We start from the raw sequence: 18,735 nt of genomic DNA on the forward strand, positions 1-18,735 counted from the left end.
TCTTTGTCCCCTCCCATCAAGGGAGGGGAGAGAAAAAGTCCGATAAGTCAAAAGGAGGGGCGAATGATTATTCAACCGTACAAGTTTGACACGATACCGGCACCGATTACACTGAGATAAAGAAGAACAGAAGGGAAACAGTGCAGAAGAGCAGAAGTATGAAGAAGGTTGAGTTATCAGCCAATGCGATTGAGGTGCTGAGGCGCCGCTATTTGCGCCGGGACGAGCAGGGTAACATCATTGAGACACCCGAAGCGATGTTTTTCCGGGTGGCAAGGACGATTGCTGAGATCGATGCCCGCTACGGTGCCAGTTCGGCTGAGGTTGAGCGGTTGACTGAGGAGTTTTACGAGTTGATGAGCGGTCTGCTATTTCTGCCCAACTCCCCCACCTTGATGAACGCCGGGACCGAACTGGGCCAGTTGAGCGCCTGTTTTGTCCTGCCGGTGGGTGATTCAATGGAAGAGATTTTTGATGCGGTGAAGTATGCGGCGCTGATTCACAAGTCGGGCGGTGGCACCGGGTTCAGTTTCTCGCGGCTGCGACCCAAAGGGGATGTGGTTGGCTCTACCAAGGGAGTCAGTTCCGGACCGCTCTCTTTTATGAGCGTTTTTGATGCCGCAACCGAGGCGGTAAAACAGGGTGGCAGACGCCGGGGCGCCAATATGGGGCTCTTACGGGTTGACCATCCCGATATTCAGGAGTTTATCACCTGCAAGGACGACCCAAATCGGTTCACGAACTTTAATATCTCGGTCGGCGTGACCGAGGGGTTTATGCGCGCGGTACTGGAGGACCGGGAGTACGCGCTGATCAATCCCCGTTCCCATGAGGTGGTGCAGCGGTTGCGGGCGCAGGAGGTTTTTAATTTGATTGTCCATCAGGCGTGGAAGAATGGCGAACCGGGAATAGTTTTCCTTGACCGGGTGAATGCGGCGAATCCGGTGCCGGCTGAGGGCGAAATTGAGGCAACCAACCCCTGCGGCGAACAGCCGCTTCTGCCCTATGAGTCCTGCAACCTTGGTTCAATCAATCTGGCGCGGATGGTTAAAGAGAGCACGGTCGACTGGGAACTTTTAGGTCAGGTGGTGCAAAAGGCGGTACACTTCCTTGACAATGTGATTGACGCCAACCGGTATCCGCTGCCGGTGATTGCCGAAAAGACGCGCGCCAATCGGAAGATTGGTCTCGGTGTGATGGGCTGGGCTGATATGCTGGCGCAACTCGGGATTCCGTACAATGCGGCAGAGGCGCTTGAGTTAGCCGAAGCGGTGATGAAGTTCATTCTTGAGCAGGGCAAGCGGGCGTCCCAGCAACTGGCAAAGGCAAGGGGTGTGTTTCCGAACTTTGAAAAGAGCGTTTACTATCCGGATGAAAAGTTGCGCAATGCCACGATTACCACCATTGCGCCGACCGGCAGTTTGAGCATCATCGCCGGTTGTAGCAGCGGGATTGAGCCTTACTTTGCCCTTGCCTTTGAGCGCAACATCCTCGACGGTACCAGGCTGAAAGAGGTTAACCCTTATTTAAGGGCGGAACTGGAAAAGCGGGGCATCTGGAATCAGGCGCTGGAACAGGCTTTATTTGCCGAGGGGAAGCTGAGTAAGATTCCCGATGTGCCGGACGATTTGAAGTTGCGGTTTGTTACCGCACTGGAGTTGACTCCAGAGGAGCACATCCGGATGCAGGCGGCGTTCCAGCGCTATGTGCAGAATGCGGTGAGCAAGACGGTGAATCTGGCAAATCAGGCGAGTGAAGAGGATGTACGCCGGGTGTTCCTTTTAGCCTATGAACTGGGTTGTAAAGGGGTGACGGTCTATCGGGACGGGTCAAGGGCAGCCCAGGTTTTGTCGGTGCAGAGTACCGCAGAGGCGGTTAAACCGCGGGGTCGGGCGCCTTTGTTAACCGGGGTGACGCGGAAGATGGCAACCGGCTGCGGCAACCTGTATGTGACGATTAACCGGGATGAGAGCGGCCGGTTGTTTGAGGTGTTTACCAACATCGGTAAAGCCGGGGTGTGTGCTCAGGCGCAGGCGGAGGCGATGGGCCGGCTGGTTTCGCTTGCTTTGCGCAGCGGAGTTGAACCCAGGCAGATTGTCAAACAGTTGAAGGGGATTTCGTGCCAGTCGCACGCCTGGTCAAAAAATGATAAGATTACCAGTTGTGCCGATGCCATCGCCAAGGCGCTGGAACAGGAGTTGGGTGAGGTTGTGGAGGTGGAGAAGGGTAAAGAGGGCGCCTGTCCAGACTGTGGTGGCAGGGTGGAGTTTCAGGAGGGGTGTCTGGTTTGCGTCTCGTGCGGTTTCAGTAAGTGTCCGTAATCGCAGGGTAGCCAGGGCCGTTTGTTGCCGCTGAAATTTAGGCGCTGGTTGGTTTGCCGGTTTTTTTATTTAGAACCCAAAATTGGGCGGGATTAACGGCTAAGTTTGGTAGCATACTTATAACCAACGATTTTTAAATCTGTTACGAGATTTTGTATCCCGGGCATAGGGCTTACCAATGAGCCGTTCCGGGGGTGGTAATGGGGATAAGTTTGTTTACCCAGAAGGGTGTTGTTAAAGGGAGGGTTTGGTCCAACATAACAGGTGATATTGGGAGCGGGGCTGGTTAGTGGATGAAGATGAGGGCAAGGAGCGGGGCGATGATGAGGGCGGGCAGGAGGTTGAGGATTTTTATCTCCTTGATTTGGAGGAGGTTGATACCGAGACCGATAAGGATGAGCCCGCCCACTGCGGTTAGTTCATCGGCGATGATGGGGTTTAAGGTGTTGCCGAGCAGGCGCACAATAAGGGTTAGACCGGCCTGGTAAAGGAACAGGGGCAGGACCGAGAACAGAACGCCGATGCCGAGCGCGGCGCTGAGTGCAACCGCAGCAACTCCATCCAGGAGCGCCTTGGTGAAGTAAAGGGTGGGTGGTTTGCCCAAGCCTTCTTCAATGGCACCGAGGATGGTCATTGAGCCCATACAGAACAAAAGAAATGCGGAAATCAATCCTTCGGTGAAGCGGTCGGCTTTTAAGGCAAAACGGGTTTTCAGTTTTTCAATTGCCCGGTTGAGCCGCTGGTCAATTTGGAGCAGTTCGCCGATGATGGCACCGGGCAGGATGGAAAAGACGAGAATCAGGATGTGGTGGGTTTTCAGCGCCATTGAGACGCCGAGGAACAGGGTGAAGATACCAATTGCGCCAAATGCGGTTTGGGTAAGGCGTTGGGGCAAACGGGTGTGAAGGAAGATGCCGATGAGGCTGCCGATGATGACGGTGGCGACATTGACGAGTGTGCCAAGCACAGATTAATGTTAGCGGCGGTTTGGTGTCAAGGCAATTGTGGAGTTTTGGGGTAAAAACTTGACTTTATTGCGGAGCGGGGTAAATTAAGAGCGGTGCGCCCGTAGCTCAGATGGATAGAGCGGCAGACTCCGGATCTGCAGGCCACGCGTTCGAATCGCGTCGGGCGCTGGTTTTCATAAGGGGGTAAGATGGATTTTTATGAGGTGATAAATCGGCGTTTGAGTGTTCGGGCGTACAAAAGCGACCCGGTGCCGGATGAGGTCTTGAACCGAATCCTGGAGGCGGGAAGGCGGGCGCCCTCAGCGAAGAACTATCAGCCCTGGAAGTTTATTGTGGTGAAGGACGTGGCGGTGCGCCAGGCGCTGGTGCCGGCGTGCCGCAATCAGGCGTTTATCGCCCAGGCGCCGGTGGTCATCTGCGGTTGTGCGATTGAGGAGCAGGCGTGGAAGGGTATGGGTGGTTACTGGTCCGCGGCGGTGGTGGATGTGACAATTGCGCTGGAGCACATCATTTTGGCGGCAACCGCCGAAGGTTTAGGGACCTGCTGGATTGGCGCATTTATTGAGGAGGAGGTGCGCAAGGTGTTGGAAATTCCTGAGGGGGTAAAGCCGGTCGCGCTCACGCCATTAGGTTATCCGGCACAGGAGCCCAAACCCCGGGACCGCAAGCCGCTGAGCGAGATTGTCTGTTTTGACCGTTACCGGTAGGTAAACTGCCCGTTACTTTCTTTCCCTGACCTCCAGTTCCATAACGATGGCGTCTTCGCCGTTCTCGTAATAGCCCCGGCGGATGTAGGTCGGAACAAAGCCGAATCGGCGGTAAAACTTTTGCGCGCCGGTGTTGGAGATGCGGACCTCAAGATAGACCGAATCGGCGCCCTGATGCCGGGCAAACTGGAGTGCGGTTTCCATCAAACGGCTACCGATACCCTGGCGCCGGACTTCAGGGGCAACCGCGATGTTGGCGATGTGGACCTCTTCCCGTCCCCAGGCGATGAGATAGCCGACCACGCGCCGGGAGTCTTCAGCAACGACGCACAGGGCATCAGGCCGAAAGATGTCCGAGGCAAAGAAGGAACGGCGCCAGGGGTTGGGAAAGGTCTGGGTTTCAATCATCATCACCCGGTCAAGATCCGCTTCGGTCATCTGCCGGATAAGGACATTTCCGCGTTTATCTTCCTGGTCCATTTCTTTTCGGTTCACCGGACAATATGTTAGCCTGAGGAGCGGTTAAGTCAAATTGGTTTTTCTTGACTGAAGAGCGCGGCAAGGTAATTTCATTAAAAGGGACAGCGACAGACCGGAAGCGGAAGTCGCAAGCCGGTTGTCTCTGGCAAGAGCCGGAGGCACAGGGAACGCCGTGCAAATCGGCGACGGTCGCGCCCACTGTGAGCGGCGAAGATTGGTCCATCAACGCCACTGGCAATGCCGGGAAGGCGATGGACGGTGCCGCAAGTCAGGAGACCTGGTCGCTGTCAAGGTCGGTAAACTCTTTGCACGGAAAGGAGTGCCGTAATGGTTCTACTGTTCTTAGTTTCCCTTCTTACCCCATCCGGGGTTTTCCAGGGTCAGGTTTTTGACGCCACGACAAGAGCACCGGTGCCGTTTGCCGAGGTTGAGGTTGCGCCCGCCGGGTTAAAGGTAATCGCCGATTCGCTGGGAAGTTTTCAGGTTAATACCGATGGTCTCGATGAAAAATTTACCATAACAGTATCACGGCTCGGGTACGAAACGCGGGTGTGGAAGGATGTTACTGTTGATAAAACAACGGTGTTTTACCTTTTACCCCGGGCGATTCCGGTCTCAGGGGTAACAAGCACCGCGAGCCGGCTTGGTGCGCTCGTCGCGGTTGCCCAGCCGTTAGCAGTGATAAAAAATGAGCCGAGCCGGACCCAAGGTTTTAACGATGTCGGTGGAGTTATTGGGGCGGATGGTGGTGCGCAGATAAACGACTACGGCAATCTGACCACGGTTATGCTGCGCGGGGCGAATGCCGAACAAACGGTAGTGATGCTTGACGGTGTGCGGTTAAACTCAAGCCTTAACAACATCGCTGACCTCAGTTTGATTCCCCTGGTGTTTGCCGAGGAGGTGGAGGTGATGCGGGGTGGTGCCTCAGCCTTGTACGGAGCGAATCCGATTGGCGGTGTCGTGAACATAAAAACCCCGGAGCCGAAAAAAGGTGGTGCCAGAGTTGGTTTAGGGGTGGGTTCGCTGGGCAGGCGTAATGGTAGCGTAGTGATTTCTGTGCCGGGAACGGTGAACTTCCTTTTTGCCGGTGGTTTGTTACAGTCAAAAAATCGGTGGAGTTATCGTGATGCGCTTGATTCGGTCCGGACCCGTTTGAACTGTGACATCAGCCGGGGTGATTTGCTTTTGAAGTCGCAAACAAGGTTCTGGGACCGGCACTACCTGTCTTTCTCCGGGGTGCTTGGTGTTGCAGACCGGGGTTCGCCCGGTCCGATTTCCTTTCCTTCGGACAGCGCCCGGCTCCGGGATTCAAGGTTGATGACGATTCTTGGTTACGACCTGCAGGAGTCGGACAATGCCCGGCTCAGCTGCCGTTTCTCTCATCAGCGCACCTGGCAGAACTACTTTAACCCTTCAATCTACTTTACCGCGAACGACACCCACCAGATATATCAGACCGGTGTTAATCTCAATCAGTGGTTTAGCCCGCTGCGGTGGTTTACCGGTAATCTTGGTCTGGAGTCGTTTATTGAGCAGGCAAAGAGTACAAAGGTCGGCAGTCCGAACCGGACAACAACCGCACTGTACCTTGAAGTCGGAATCTCCGGGGGCGGGCTGGAACTGAAACCGGCGGTGCGCTACGACCTGTTAATGAGCAAAGGTGGATTAACCGGGGAGGTACCAGTTAAACGGAGTTATGGGGCGGTTAGCCCGAAACTGGCGCTGATTGTAAGCCGATTTTACCCGATGAGTTTTTATCTGGGGGTGAACCGCTCTTTTCGTGCGCCAACATTTAATGAGTTGTGGTGGCCCGATGATGGCTGGACCGCAGGGAATGCGGGTCTGGCACCCGAATTTGGAACCGGAATTGATGGCGGTGTTGGTTATGAGATGGCGGGTAAAGGCAGGCTGCGATTGGGAGTTTATGGAACACAGTTTTCTAATCTAATTCAATGGCTACCGGACAACAACCTCAAATATCAACCGGTTAATGTGGCATCAGCCACGGTTAGTGGCGGGGAGTTAGAAGCCGATTTTGGTTTTGGGTGGTTTGGGTTCAATCTGAATGCGACATTGCAGCGGTGTCGAACCGAAGGAAAGGTGTTGCCTTACAGGCCCTTACTTTCCGGAAAAGGTAGGGTTTGGCTGGCGTATTTGGGGAACAACGAGCCGCCGGTTGTTAAGTTACTCTTAAGCGGAAGGGCGGTATCAAATCGGTTTACCAATAAGGATAACACCGACACGCTCCCTAAATTTGCAATCTTTGATGCCGAGATGGTGATTGACCCGATTCGCGCACTAACCTGGAAGAACAACTGGCACTGCCAACTGGCATTGGGCTGCAGGAACATATTCAACCAGCAGTATCAGGAGATAAAAGACTATCCGTTACCAGACATGAATGTCTATTTAGAAATAGATATTGGTTTATAGTTGGTGATGGATGAGTCCTGATGGTTGAGGCTGTTAACCTTCTTTATTAAAGAGAGGTAGTAATCCTTAGTTTCGTTAAATAGTTGCAGATACTTTTTGGCGACCGGCTCTGCTCTTGGCGGTATAACTTTTAGTGGATTGACCGGTTTGCCCCCTTTGCGAATTTCAAAGTGGAGGTGGGGACCGGTCGCAAGCCCGGTAGCGCCCACATAGCCTACGGTTGCGCCCTGCCGGACAAATCTGCCCTCTTTTATTCCAGGACCATACTTAGACAGATGGCCATAGCGGGAGACAAGACCGCCGGAATGTTTTATTTCTACCAGGTGGCCATAACCACCACACCAGCGCGCCCTGATCACGGTGCCGTCAGCGATGGCGCTCACCGGAGTGCCGCGCGGTGCCACATAGTCAACGCCCTGATGCGGGCGGTAAATCCTTAAAATGGGATGGAACCGCATGCCGAAGTAGGAGGACACTTTGGCAAAGGAGAGCGGCGAACGGAGCACAGTCTTGCGCAGTGATTGGCCCTTTTCGTTGTAGTAGTCCCAGCGACCTGAGGGGTCTTTAAAGTAGAAGCCGTAAACATTTTCGGTTTTGCTCTTGTAGTGGACCGCATAGATTCGGCCATAGCCGTAGGTCTTACCATCAACATTCAACTGGTCAACGAGCAGTTCAAAGGTGTCGCCGTTGTTGCATTCGGTGAAAAAGTCAATGTCGTAGCGCAGGATTTCGGCAAAGTTGACGACCAGTTCGGGAGTCCCGCCGATTTTGAGTAACGAGTTCCAGAGGGAGTTTTCAATTGTGCCCGTGAAGATGCATTTAACCGTGTCAACGGGTTTTATTATTTTTTGTGCGGTTGCATTACCCGCTGAGTCCAGAGAAACTTCATAGGTGGTGATTAAGTTCGGGTGGTAGTCAACACGGGCAAGGTTCAAGCCTTGATAGTAGAAGGAAACCGAGTCGCCCGGCTTCATCTTGCGGAAGTCGAAGTCGGTGCGGCGGAGGGCGGCGTAGATGGTGTTGATCGTCGTTTCGGTCAGGCAAAAGCGCCGCAGGAGCTGGGCAAGCACTTCATTTTTGTCAAGGGTGGCGCCGGTATGGTAAATTGAGTCCGGGTTCGGAAGTTCGGGACCACATACCGGTGCCGGCGGGCGTTTGACCCGGAAGAGGAAAAGGGCGATCGTCGCCGCGCTGATAATCGGGATAAGGAGTAGCCAGCGGGAAAGCGGTTTTGCTGTTTTCGCGGGAGGTGGGGTTAGGGGTGGCGGAATCATAAAATGGTCCTGCCTAATTGGTAGATGCCGGTGGCGGTGAGCCACGAGACGAGAAGGGTGTAGAGTGCGGCAAAAGCCGCCCAGCGTCCGCCCAGTTCGCGCCGAATCGCTGCAAAGGTGGCAACGCAGGGAAAGTACAAAAGGGAAAAAACCATAAAGGCGTAGGCGGAAAGCGGTGTGAAGTATGACTGGAGTGCGCCGGTTAACCCTTCCGGGCTACTGCTGTGGATAGTGGCGAGGGTACTGATGACAATCTCTTTTGCCACAACACCGGCAAGGAGCGCCACCGCTGCCCACCAGTACCCGAATCCCGCGGGTTTCAACAGCGGCGCAAGCAGATTGCCAATTTTTCCTAATAGACTCTGGGCTGAGGCGTTTGGCACTCCCCAGGGTAATCTGCCCAAAAGCCAGACAACAACCACTGCCGGTGCAATCACCACGCCGGCGCGCCGGATGAACAGCCAGGTTCGCGCCCAGGCGGGACGGAGAACGGTGCGCCAGGCAGGCGTGTGATAGGGTGGCAATTCCATAATCAATGGGGCATCTTCTTGGCGGAAGAAGAGATGCCGCAGAAGCCGGGCGATGGCAACCGCGATGAGTACGCCCAGGAGGTAAAGGGAAAAGACGACAAGAAATCGTGCCCGGCTGAAGAAAACACTGGCAAACAGGATGTAAATGGGCAATCGCGCCGAGCAGGAGATTAGCGGGGTTGCCAGGATGGTGAGGATGCGGTCTTTGCGCGCTTCGAGCGTCCGGGCGGCAAGAACCGCCGGCACATTGCAGCCAAAGCCTAAAAGTAAAGGAATGAACGATTTACCGTGCAAGCCCATCTTGTGCATAAATTTGTCCATAAGAAACGCCGCCCGCGCCATATAACCGGAGTCTTCAAGCAGGGCAAGGATAATGTAGAGGATGATTATGTTGGGAATAAATTTCAGAACCGCGCCGATGCTGGTGATGAGCCCATCGGCGATCAGCGAAGTAAACCATTCGGGGACGAAGAGGTTGCTGAGGAGGGTTGCGACACCGCGGGCAAACAGGTTAAATAATCTGTCAAGGAGCTGGCTTAAAGGTGTCCCGAGGGCAAAGACAATAAAGAAGGTTAACGCCATCATTAAAAAGAAGAGCGGGATGCCCAGGACGCGGTTGAGTACGATGGAGTCGATCACTTCGGACAGTTCCAGCGAGCGCTGGATTTTTGGTGTCTGGTGAACGCACTCTTTCAATACCCCCCGGATGAAACCGTAGCGCCGTTCAATGATGGCGCTCTGGGCGTCGTGCCGGTGGCGCCGGGTTAATTCGGCGCGAAAGGCGGACGCGACGCGGGTTGCCTGGGTCAGGGCGGCATCAGCCAGCGGTAATGTATCAGTCCCCGCTTCTCCAGTTTCCAGCAGTTTCAGCGCCTGCCAGCGGCGCTCATCTTCCGGAACCGTCGCCGGTAATGCACTCATTATCCGGGCGACATCGCGCTCAATCTCTTCGCCGTAATCAATGCGCAAGGGTTTGGATTTTTTTTCTTCCCGGCTCAGATTGTGAATCGCCTCCTTCAACTGTTCAACTCCTTCAAGCCGGGCGGCGACAAGCGGTACAACTTTAACTCCCAGCAGCCGGCTCAGCCCTTCGGTATCAACTTCTATCCCTTTTGCCCGGGCAATGTCCATCATATTCAGGGCGACGATTACCTGAGCGCCCATCTCCAGCAGCTGGACAACAAGATAGAGATTGCGCTCCAAGTTTGAGGCATCAACGACCGCGACAACACCATCCGGCTTTTCGCTGATGAGAAAGTTACGGGCAATGCGCTCGTCAATCGTCCAGGCGTCAAGGGCATAAGTGCCGGGCAGGTCAACAACCGTGACCTCATGACCCTGATAGACCGAGCGTCCTTCATGCTTCTCCACCGTGACCCCGGGCCAGTTGCCAACCGCCACGGCGCCGCCCGTGAGGGCGTTGAAAATGGTACTTTTGCCGGAGTTGGGGTTGCCGGCGATGGCGATTTTAATCGGTCGTTTGGACTTCATCACTCTCAGCGATTACCGTTATGCGACCTGCCATTCCCCGACCAATTTGCAGCAACCGACCCTGAATCTCCAGTGTGACCGGACCGGTGTGCCCGTTCTCTTTCCGCACCACCACCGCATCAGGCACAACCCCCTGACGGGCAAGTTTTGCAACCAGCCCGCGACCGCCGGAAATTCCGATAACCCTGAATCGGCCCGGTGGCGCTTCACTTAACCGATAGGTTTTAATCGGTTCCACAATCACCAGTTCTGCTTCTTCCTGACGCAGGGAGATACAGTAGCCCAGCAGTTCGTAAGCACGCGGGTCGCCCATTGGTGCGCAGCGCGAAACCCGGACCCGAACCCCGGGAACAAAACCCATCGTTTCCAGTCGGCGCCGTAGTGCCGGTTTTCCTTCAACCGTTTGGATAACGCCCCAGTCGCCCACGGCAAGTTCGCTCAGTCTTTTCATCGGACTCCGAGTCGGCGGATAAATCCCATCAGGCGCTGCGCGGTTTGCGGCGAGAGGGCGTGCTCTAAACGGCAGGCGTCCTGGGCGGCAATTTCAGCACTGACACCGAGAACCTGCCGCAGGAACTGTTCCAGAAGGAGATGACGACGATAAATTGCCGCGGCGTAGTGCCGTCCGGTATCAGTTAGTTCGACACCACCATAGTGCTCGTGCCGCACCAGTCCCCGGGTTTTCAGCTGGCTCAGGGCATTGACGACAGAGGGCCGGCTCACTCCTAAGAAACGGGCGATATCCTTTACTCGAACCGGACTTTTTTCGGCACCGAGCAAAAGGATGGCTTCGAGGTAATCCTCTCCGCTTTCGCCCAAAGAGGACCGAAAACGACCAGTGTTATTCTTAACTAACATTGTTAGCCTCATCTAATTTTAATTGCCAAAGAGTGTGCAGTCAAGCAATAACGAGCCGAGGTGGTCCGGGGTTAGTAAAGAAGTTTTTAGCTACCCGGACACTGCCGGCAGATTATCGGGTCCAAACCCCGGCCTTCGTAGGCGCGATGGAAGTGATTCTGGAATTCGGCGACCAGTTTTTTTGCCCTTTCTTCGTATGCCGCTTTGTTGTCCCAGGTGTTTTTCGGATTGAGGATTTTGGGGTCTGAGACATTGGGACAGGCGACCGGGATTGAAAGCCGGAAGAAGGGTTCGGTCTCGTAGTGCACGCTGTCAAGGATGCCGGCGAGCGCGGCCTGAACAATCTCGCGGGTGAGGGTGATGTCAATCCTCTTGCCTACTCCATAAGGACCGCCGGTCCAGCCGGTGTTAACGAGGTAGACGCGGGTGTTGTGGCGTTTGAGTTTTTCGCCTAAGAGGTAGGCATAATCTTCGGGCTTGCGCGGCATAAAGGGCTGGCCAAAGAAACGGGAGAAGGTGCTTTTGGGTTCAACGATGCCGGTTTCGGTGCCGGCAAGTTTTGATGTGTAACCCATTAAAAACCAGAACATCGCCTGTTCGCGCGTAAGTCTGGCAACCGGGGGAAGGACCCCATTGGCATCCGCGGTGAGGAAGATGATGGTTTCCGGGTTATTACCAATTGCCGGGGTTTTAATGTTCTTTAAAAAGGAGAGAGGATAGGAGCCGCGGGAGTTTTCCGTGAGGCGCGGGTCAGTAAGGTCAAAGCTACCGTCCGGATAGACGAGAACATTTTCAATAATTGCCCCGTGTTCCAGGTAGGGGGCTTCATGGAAGCAGGCGTGGTAGATGTCTGGCTCTTTTTCCGGGTTGAGGTTGATGAGTTTGGCATAGCAGCCGTTTTCAAAGTTGGCGATGCCATGGTCGGACCAGCCGTGTTCGTCATCCCCTAACAGTTTACGCCGGGGGTCGGCTGATAGACTGGTTTTGCCGGTACCGGAAAGGCCCAAAAACAGGGCGACATCGCCGTTGGCACCCTCATTTGCCGCACAGTGTAAGGGCAGGATACCGTAATCTGGTAACAGGTAGTTCATTACCGTGAACATCAGTTTTTTGATTGTGCCGCAGTAGGCAGAGCCGAACACAATCCCGAGGTGGTTGTCGTAATCAATCGCGATTGCCATTGTGCTGGTTTTGCCGGTTTTGGGAAGGCGGCGCAACCGGCCCGAGTACTTTTCCGAGTCAAGGCGGTCGTAAGGTAGGGCGATGAGGGTAAATGGTGTTTGGGCAAATATGGAATGGTTGATATCAGGCGGAATCGGCAGGAACATATTGTCGCAGAATAGAGCATGCAGGGCGCGGTCGGTGATGACGCGCAGGGGCAGGGCATAATGGCTATCAGCACCAATTGCCCGGTCAAGCTGGTAAAGTCGGGGTTTTGTTGCGAGCCGGGCGAGCGCATCGTTGAAAAGCATATCAAATGTTTCCGGTGTTATCGGCAGGTTGTTCGGGGAGGACCAGTCAATTTTTCCTTCTGACTCCGGGCGCAGAACCGTTACGGTGTCCTGGGGTGAACGGCCCGTAGAATCGGCAGGAGTCCAGGTGGCAAGACAACCCGGTTTTGCGACCAGCGCCTCACGGCGTTCAACCGCTTCGGCGATTAACTGGCGCCGGGCGGGATTGTGCTGAATGCCGGGATGGTTGTTCAGGACCTCTTCAAGCTGACGATGAAATGGGTTCATACGGAACCTGAGCCGGGACGTTCGGAGCCTTTACTGATTGCGGATTGGGCAGCAACAAGTCGGGCAACCGGCACACGGAAAGGTGAACAGGATACATAGTCAAGTCCGATTTTGTGGCAGAATTGAATCGTTGCCGGGTCACCACCATGCTCGCCGCATATGCCGATTTTGAGTCTGGGGTTTGCCTTTCTCCCATTCTGGACAGCAATTTTTAGGAGCATACCGACCCCTTTCTGGTCCAGGGTGTCAAACGGGTTTTCCTTCATAATGTTCAGGCGTTGATATTCGTTAAAAAACTTGCCGTAGTCGTCGCGGGAAAAGGCGAAGGTCAACTGGGTAAGGTCATTGGTGCCGAAAGAGAAAAAGTCGGCAGCGCGGGCAATCTCCTGGGCGAGAAGGGCGGCGCGCGGTACTTCAATCATTGTACCGACCGAGAAGTCAACCGGCACACCGGTTTCCGCAAACACCTGAGCAGCGATTTCTTCAATCAGACGGCGCTGGCGGGCAAGCTCTTCGGCGTCGCTGACCAAGGGAATCATAATTTCCGGATGAACCCGGCAGCCTTCGCTTTTTACCTGGCTCGCGGCTTCAAATATCGCCCGGGCTTGCATCGCGGTGATTTCCGGGTGGATGATGCCCAGACGACAGCCACGAAAACCGAGCATCGGGTTCTGCTCTTCAAGGAGATGGATTTTTTCCTGAATTTTCTCAACCGCAATACCCAAACGGTCGGCAAGCTGGGCGATACGCTCGGGGTCCTTGGGCAGGAATTCGTGCAGCGGTGGGTCAAGGGTGCGAATCGTTACCGGAAATCCATCCATCACCCGGAAGATATGGACAAAGTCATCGCGCTGCATCGGCAGGAGTCGGTCGAGCGCCTGTTTTCTGCCCGCAGCATCGGCGGCAAGAATCATCTCCTGCATCACCCCAACGCGGTCCGGGGCAAAGAACATATGCTCGGTACGACACAAGCCGATACCCTGAGCACCAAACTGTCTTGCCCGGGCGGCATCTTCGGGTGTGTCGGCATTTGCCCGGACGCGCAGGCGACTCATTTTGTCTGCCCAACCGAGTAAAGTGTTGAGCTCTTCAGAAAGCTGGGGTTGTTGCATCGGAACGGTGCCGATGATGACCGCACCGGTTGAACCGTCAATGGTGATAACATCGCCCTCTTTCAATTCATGGGTGTTGATACGGACGGTTCCTTTCTCATAGTCAATCTGGAGGACCCCGCACCCAACTACCGCCGGTTTACCCATACCCCGGGCAACAACTGCGGCGTGCGATGTGGTACCGCCGGCTGCTGTGAGGATGCCTTCGGCTTTTGCCATTCCCGCGACATCGTCGGCTGAGGTCTGATGCCGGACGAGGATTACCTTTTTGCCCTGTTCGGCAAGTTCCCGCGCCCGGGCGGCGCTTAATACGATTTCGCCGGCAGCGGCGCCGGGTGAAGCCGCTATACCTTTTGCCACCGCATCGTATTTAACCCCGGGAGCGATGGTCTTGTGGAGGAGGGCACCCACCGCTTCCGATTCGATCCGAAGGATGGCATCCTGGCGGCTGATAAGCCGTTCTTTTGCCATATCAACGGCAATTTTAACCGCCGCGGTTGGTGTTCGTTTGCCACTCCGGCACTGGAGAATCCACAGTTTGCCCTTTTCCAGAGTCCATTCAACATCCATCATATCCCGGTAATGGCACTCCAGCCGTTTAAGAAGTTTTGTTAGTTGTTGATAGACTTTCGGCTGGGTTTGCGCAAGGGATGAGACAGGTAAGGGTGTGCGGATGCCGGCAACGATGTCTTCACCCTGGGCATTGTTCAGGTACTCGCCGTAAACCTTCTTTTCGCCGGTTGCCGGGTCCCGGGTGAAGGCAACACCGGTCGCCGAATCTTCGCTTACATTGCCGAACACCATTGCCTGAATGTTGACTGCGGTTCCCCAGTCGTCCGGTATGGAGTAAAGCCTGCGATACTCTTGAGCCCGCGGGTTGTTCCAGGATTCCAGCACCGCGATAATTGCGCGCCAGAGTTGTTCATACGGGTCCTGAGGAAATTCCGCGCCGGTTGATTGCCGGATGACCTCTTTAAATGCGGTAACAACCCGAATCAGGGTTTCTTCGTCCATGGGCATTGGAGCAGCAGACTGCTCTTGGTGGACAATCGCTTCAAACTTATCCCGACCGGTTTTTAACACGACATCGCCAAACATTTCGAGTAACCGCCGGTAGGCGTCAAGGGCAAAGCGACGATTTTTAGTAATCCGACCGAGTCCTTCTACCGTAACATCGTTTAGCCCTAAGTTCAGGACGGTGTCCATCATACCGGGCATTGAAGCGCGTGCCCCAGAACGGACCGATAACAGAAGAGGGTTTTCCGGGTCACCAAACTTTTTGCCCGTAGCCTTTTCAAGGAATTTAATACCCTGCGACACCTGGGTTTTTAACCCGGGAGGCAGTCGGTGGTGTTTCATATAATAGACACACACCGGTGTGGCGATGGTGAAACCGGGTGGTACCGGCATTCCCAATCGGGTCATTTCGGCAAGGTTGGCGCCTTTGCCGCCCAAGATGTCTTTCATTTTTGCCGTGCCATCGGCATGTCCTGACCCAAATCGATAAACAAGTTTTTTCATCATTCTTCCTTTCATAATAGTTATCGTCCGCGCCAGAAAATGAGGTTTAAAAGCAGTGTCAGGATAAGGGAGATGAGAATCCCGGAGGCGAGCGGGATGTAAACGGTTAGATTAGGACGCTGAATTACAATGTCTCCGGGCAATCGGGCGATGCCGATTCGGCCGAAAAGCATTAGTGCGCCGCCGATGATGATGAACAAAGCGCCGATTAAAAGAAAGAACCTGCCGAGCAGTTGAAGGTTAATCATCGTTCGGGGTCTCAGGAGGAGTGTTTGATTCAGGATGTTCGCCCGCAGCGAGAAAACCTTGAATGAGGTCTTTTGCCGGTGCTGAATCCTCTTCTCGGACTAGAACTTCGCCCCAGGCGGGCCGCATCACCTGAGCGATGCCGTCATAAGCCGGAATCTGGAAGGAGTGAATCATCGCCGGAATACCATTGTTTTCCAAAAGGTCTTTAATGGTATTCGCCATAAACTCATTTTCCGCACGGTAGACCGCAATTAAAGCCATAGAAAATATTATAACAAACTCTGGTTTGTATTCAATTTATTAGACTACGAGTTTGAGCCGTCAGTTGCGGATAATAACTTAGTGATATACCTTGATTTGGATTGAAATCGAAAAAAGAGGGGCGGAAGACCGCCCCTCTTTCTGGCTGATAGGAGGTGTTATCTATTTTCGATTTCGCCAATCACCACAAACTCAACACGGCGGTTAAGGGCACGGCCTTCCGGCGTATCGTTTGAAGCCTTGGGCATACTTTCGCCATAACCGCGGGCAATGAGTCGGGAAGCATCAATTCCCATCTGTTGAACAAGGTAGTTTACCACCGCCCAGGCACGCTGTTCGGACAGTTTCTGGTTGTACTCGTCCGAGCCAACATTATCGGTATGTCCCTGGATTTCCACTTTGATGGTCGGGTTGTCTTTTAGAATCTGATAGGCAGCCTGCAATGCTTCCTGGGATTCGGGGAATTTAAGGGTCGCTTTGTTGAAGTCGAAGTAAACACCTTTCAGAGTTACGGTTGTTCCGACTTTGACCAGGGCAAAATCGTGTTTTGCCGGTTTGCCTTCTTCAACTACCAGTGCCGCTGTCTGGTTGATGTAGCCCTCAGATTGGACGACAACCGCATATGGTCCGGCGGGCAGTTCGGTGGAATAGACACCGGTACTCGGGTCATTGTTGACCTCGGTGAACACCGTACCATCGGCGGCGTTTTTGAAAGTAACCTTTGCTGGCAGTGGTTTGCTCGTGCCCCGGTCGGTTACCACACCGGTGATGATAGATTTTACTGCAAGTGGAGTGAGGATGAACGGTTGGTTCGTTACCCGATTTTCCTCAATCTTTACCGTCGCGGTGGCGGGGAAATAGCCATCGGCTTTAGCGGTAAGAGTGTAGGTACCAACCGGAATGTTGTCTTTGCGGAAGGCGCCGGTCGTGGGCTCAACGGCAATTGTGCCGAGGTCGGCTTCGGTAAATGTGATGGATGCGGCAACAGGCTTCCCGGTGCGAGCGTCGGTAACGGTGCCGGCAAGGATGCCGTAGGTAACAAGGGGATGGAGTTCAAACTGGATGGGACCGGCTGGTTTGGTTTCGATGTTGACAAATGTTTCAAGGGGCCGATAGCCTTCGGCGGTTACTTTGACCTTAAGAACACCGACCGGCAGTTTTTTCAGGGAAACAAGTCCTGAGGAATCGGCAACAAGGGGCTTTAATTTTGGGTTGTCCGGGAATTCAACGGTTGCGGCGAGTGGGTTCTGGGTTGAGGCGTCAATAACCCGGGCGTTGAGCATTCCGTAAACAACCGGCGCTTTACGGAAGAAGGGGGTGGCGATGTTCATCCCGAAAATCACCTCGTTGGGAATACTTTCACTCAAACTGAAGGTGTAGCCCAGTGATAAGGCAAAGCCGCGCGGTGAGCCAAAGGTGACTCCGGGTGTCAGACGCACGATGCCATTGTCGGTGTCAAAAATACCGGTGGAGGTTTCAGGTTGGCGGGAGGTGAGTTCGGCAAACAGTGCCAGACCTTCGGCTGCCAGTTCGATGCCGGTGCCGTAATTTGTCCAGGAGCCGGATTTGCCATAGTTGAAAATCAGGTTTGGTGCGGCGGGAAGGAGGTCCTGAAACCGAAGTGTTGCCAGCCCTGCCCAGGACAAGGTGTCGTAAGCAACAGCTGAAGTGTCCGTCCAGTAATAAGGTGATTCGGGTTGAGCTCGAAACTTGAAGGTGTAGGATACGGTGCCGCCCAGTTTCAAGACCGGCAAATACGGGATTGACAGTTTTGCACCGGCTTTGAGGTCGTGGAGTCCAAAGTCATAGGATTTTTCCCCGATTTTAGCATACTGAAAGATGCCACCCCAGGTGGTGAAGATTTCGGCGCCGACATAGCGGGTTGAGATTGGGGTGTAGTGGAATGTTGGGGCGATAAGGTCCGCAATGTAGCCCTTGTTGGACTGTGCGCCATCGTAATAGGATGGGTTCCGGCCCAGGAGATGAAGGGCGATGTTTAAACCTGCATCTTCGGTCTGGGCATCCTGAACCCGGAACAACCCTTTGCCACCACCGATTCCGGTGTAGCCTAAGAGCGCAGTTGTTAGACAGGTTAATATAAAGACACTTTTGTAAAATTTCATCTCTTACCTCCTTTTTAGTTTAAGCGGCACAGGTTTTCTTTCCTGTGCCGCAAAAATTTTCAGGACAACTTTTTACTGCCCGATACGGGTCGGGTCGTCGTAAAAGTCTGAGACCGAAACCTCCATTTTGTTGGTGGCTTCAATCGGTCTGCCCGATGCATCGTCATAGCCCGAGAACTTGACCGTTGCTTCGAGGACAAGGTAGTCGTAGCCACTAAGATACTCTTCTTTATACCAGGCAGAGAATAGTTCAAATTCGCCGGTGACGGTTTTTTTGCCGGTTGGGTCGGACTGGACCACGATTTTGCAGGGGACAACGATTTGAGGCAACGGTTCACCCAGTTCGTCGCCGCCGATGCGCTTAAAGGTGATGGTCGCCTTTTCAATGTGAGCCTGATAAGGAGTCCAGGTTGGTAACCCGGGTCCAATTTCGACATACTGGAATTCAGCAGATACAACATCGGTTGGAACCACTTCAATTTCTTCTGCTTCACCGGTTTCCGGGTCGCGTTCAATACCCCGGTCACTCAGGTCCGAATAATAGGGCGATTCAATGGATACAACCCGCAAGGCGTTCTCCCGCTGACAGGAGACCATTGTAAACATTGCGGCACAGACGAGTAAAAGGACAGAAAGGTTTCGACGCAAAGCAGTCCTCCTTTTTA

General features: G+C 54.1%; 15 protein-coding genes, 1 tRNA gene and 1 riboswitch. Of the genes, 4 read left to right on the forward strand and 12 right to left on the reverse strand.

Features of this window, described 5'->3' with window-relative positions:
* Positions 1 to 158: 158 nt before the first annotated feature.
* Positions 159 to 2,321 (forward strand): vitamin B12-dependent ribonucleotide reductase, encoded by a 2,163-nt coding sequence (locus HPY86_04835; GenBank protein NPV14239.1) that lies wholly within the window; start codon positions 159 to 161, stop codon positions 2,319 to 2,321.
* Positions 2,322 to 2,607: 286 nt separating this feature from the next.
* On the opposite strand, the gene HPY86_04840 is transcribed toward HPY86_04835, so the two are convergent.
* Positions 2,608 to 3,288: a DUF554 domain-containing protein gene (locus HPY86_04840; GenBank protein NPV14240.1), complete on the reverse strand. Its 681-nt coding sequence runs from the start codon at positions 3,286 to 3,288 to the stop codon at positions 2,608 to 2,610.
* 95 nt (positions 3,289 to 3,383) lie between these two features.
* Between HPY86_04840 and HPY86_04845 the strand changes: the two genes are divergently transcribed.
* Together HPY86_04845 and HPY86_04850 are read left to right on the forward strand one after the other, a co-directional pair.
* A tRNA-Arg gene (locus tag HPY86_04845) sits at positions 3,384 to 3,457 on the forward strand.
* A gap of 20 nt (positions 3,458 to 3,477) precedes the next feature.
* Entirely contained in the window at positions 3,478 to 3,996 is a 519-nt protein-coding gene (locus HPY86_04850; protein ID NPV14241.1) for a nitroreductase, read from the forward strand.
* 12 nt (positions 3,997 to 4,008) lie between these two features.
* On the opposite strand, the gene rimI is transcribed toward HPY86_04850, so the two are convergent.
* Positions 4,009 to 4,476, reverse strand: coding sequence for a ribosomal protein S18-alanine N-acetyltransferase (rimI, locus tag HPY86_04855; GenBank protein ID NPV14242.1), 468 nt, complete (start codon positions 4,474 to 4,476; stop codon positions 4,009 to 4,011).
* A 117-nt stretch (positions 4,477 to 4,593) separates the two neighbouring features.
* Positions 4,594 to 4,776, forward strand: a riboswitch (cobalamin riboswitch).
* Between the two features lie 27 nt (positions 4,777 to 4,803).
* On the opposite strand from rimI, the gene HPY86_04860 reads away from it, so the two are divergent.
* On the forward strand, positions 4,804 to 6,912 hold the full coding sequence (locus HPY86_04860) for a TonB-dependent receptor (protein NPV14243.1): 2,109 nt from the start codon (positions 4,804 to 4,806) through the stop codon (positions 6,910 to 6,912).
* On the opposite strand, the gene HPY86_04865 is transcribed toward HPY86_04860, so the two are convergent.
* The 10 genes from HPY86_04865 to HPY86_04910 all read right to left on the reverse strand — a co-directional run bounded on the left by HPY86_04865 (position 6,885) and on the right by HPY86_04910 (position 18,718).
* On the reverse strand, positions 6,885 to 8,186 hold the full coding sequence (locus tag HPY86_04865; GenBank protein NPV14244.1) for a M23 family metallopeptidase: 1,302 nt from the start codon (positions 8,184 to 8,186) through the stop codon (positions 6,885 to 6,887). The two genes, HPY86_04860 and HPY86_04865, sit on opposite strands and share 28 nt — an antisense overlap.
* Complete coding sequence (gene feoB / locus HPY86_04870) at positions 8,183 to 10,207, reverse strand: ferrous iron transport protein B (protein ID NPV14245.1); 2,025 nt, start codon at positions 10,205 to 10,207, stop codon at positions 8,183 to 8,185. Before feoB ends, HPY86_04865 begins: the two co-directional genes overlap by 4 nt.
* Positions 10,185 to 10,658 carry a ferrous iron transport protein A gene (locus HPY86_04875; protein ID NPV14246.1) on the reverse strand — a complete coding sequence of 158 codons (474 nt, stop codon included), beginning with the start codon at positions 10,656 to 10,658 and terminating at the stop codon, positions 10,185 to 10,187. The genes feoB and HPY86_04875 overlap by 23 nt, the downstream gene beginning before the upstream one ends.
* A complete protein-coding gene (locus HPY86_04880; GenBank protein NPV14247.1) occupies positions 10,655 to 11,065 on the reverse strand; it encodes a metal-dependent transcriptional regulator in 411 nt (136 codons plus the stop codon). The genes HPY86_04875 and HPY86_04880 overlap by 4 nt, the downstream gene beginning before the upstream one ends.
* Positions 11,066 to 11,151: 86 nt before the next feature.
* Positions 11,152 to 12,804: a phosphoenolpyruvate carboxykinase (ATP) gene (locus HPY86_04885; GenBank protein ID NPV14248.1), complete on the reverse strand. Its 1,653-nt coding sequence runs from the start codon at positions 12,802 to 12,804 to the stop codon at positions 11,152 to 11,154.
* Complete coding sequence (locus HPY86_04890) at positions 12,801 to 15,440, reverse strand: pyruvate, phosphate dikinase (GenBank protein NPV14249.1); 2,640 nt, start codon at positions 15,438 to 15,440, stop codon at positions 12,801 to 12,803. Before HPY86_04890 ends, HPY86_04885 begins: the two co-directional genes overlap by 4 nt.
* 17 nt (positions 15,441 to 15,457) lie before the next feature.
* A complete protein-coding gene (locus HPY86_04895; protein NPV14250.1) occupies positions 15,458 to 15,685 on the reverse strand; it encodes a DUF2905 domain-containing protein in 228 nt (75 codons plus the stop codon).
* Entirely contained in the window at positions 15,678 to 15,947 is a 270-nt protein-coding gene (locus HPY86_04900; GenBank protein ID NPV14251.1) for a DUF2007 domain-containing protein, read from the reverse strand. The genes HPY86_04895 and HPY86_04900 overlap by 8 nt, the downstream gene beginning before the upstream one ends.
* Before the next feature lie 158 nt (positions 15,948 to 16,105).
* Positions 16,106 to 18,070 carry an OmpA family protein gene (locus HPY86_04905; protein NPV14252.1) on the reverse strand — a complete coding sequence of 655 codons (1,965 nt, stop codon included), beginning with the start codon at positions 18,068 to 18,070 and terminating at the stop codon, positions 16,106 to 16,108.
* A gap of 72 nt (positions 18,071 to 18,142) precedes the next feature.
* Positions 18,143 to 18,718 (reverse strand): hypothetical protein, encoded by a 576-nt coding sequence (locus HPY86_04910; GenBank protein ID NPV14253.1) that lies wholly within the window; start codon positions 18,716 to 18,718, stop codon positions 18,143 to 18,145.
* Between the last annotated feature and the right edge of the window lie 17 nt (positions 18,719 to 18,735).

It is taken from the genome of candidate division WOR-3 bacterium (genome assembly GCA_013177935.1).
In the GTDB taxonomy this organism is placed as follows: domain Bacteria; phylum Hydrothermota; class Tepidihabitantia; order Tepidihabitantales; family Tepidihabitantaceae; genus Tepidihabitans.

Coding starts and splice junctions, on each gene's coding strand:
- HPY86_04835 (NPV14239.1), top strand. CDS start 159: ATGAAGAAGGTTGAGTTATCAGCCAATGCGATTGAGGTGCTGAGGCGC.
- HPY86_04850 (NPV14241.1), top strand. CDS start 3,478: ATGGATTTTTATGAGGTGATAAATCGGCGTTTGAGTGTTCGGGCGTAC.
- rimI (NPV14242.1), bottom strand. CDS start 4,476: ATGGACCAGGAAGATAAACGCGGAAATGTCCTTATCCGGCAGATGACC.
- HPY86_04860 (NPV14243.1), top strand. CDS start 4,804: ATGGTTCTACTGTTCTTAGTTTCCCTTCTTACCCCATCCGGGGTTTTC.
- HPY86_04865 (NPV14244.1), bottom strand. CDS start 8,186: ATGATTCCGCCACCCCTAACCCCACCTCCCGCGAAAACAGCAAAACCG.
- feoB (NPV14245.1), bottom strand. CDS start 10,207: ATGAAGTCCAAACGACCGATTAAAATCGCCATCGCCGGCAACCCCAAC.
- HPY86_04875 (NPV14246.1), bottom strand. CDS start 10,658: ATGAAAAGACTGAGCGAACTTGCCGTGGGCGACTGGGGCGTTATCCAA.
- HPY86_04880 (NPV14247.1), bottom strand. CDS start 11,065: ATGTTAGTTAAGAATAACACTGGTCGTTTTCGGTCCTCTTTGGGCGAA.
- HPY86_04885 (NPV14248.1), bottom strand. CDS start 12,804: ATGAACCCATTTCATCGTCAGCTTGAAGAGGTCCTGAACAACCATCCC.
- HPY86_04890 (NPV14249.1), bottom strand. CDS start 15,440: ATGATGAAAAAACTTGTTTATCGATTTGGGTCAGGACATGCCGATGGC.
- HPY86_04895 (NPV14250.1), bottom strand. CDS start 15,685: ATGATTAACCTTCAACTGCTCGGCAGGTTCTTTCTTTTAATCGGCGCT.
- HPY86_04900 (NPV14251.1), bottom strand. CDS start 15,947: ATGGCTTTAATTGCGGTCTACCGTGCGGAAAATGAGTTTATGGCGAAT.
- HPY86_04905 (NPV14252.1), bottom strand. CDS start 18,070: ATGAAATTTTACAAAAGTGTCTTTATATTAACCTGTCTAACAACTGCG.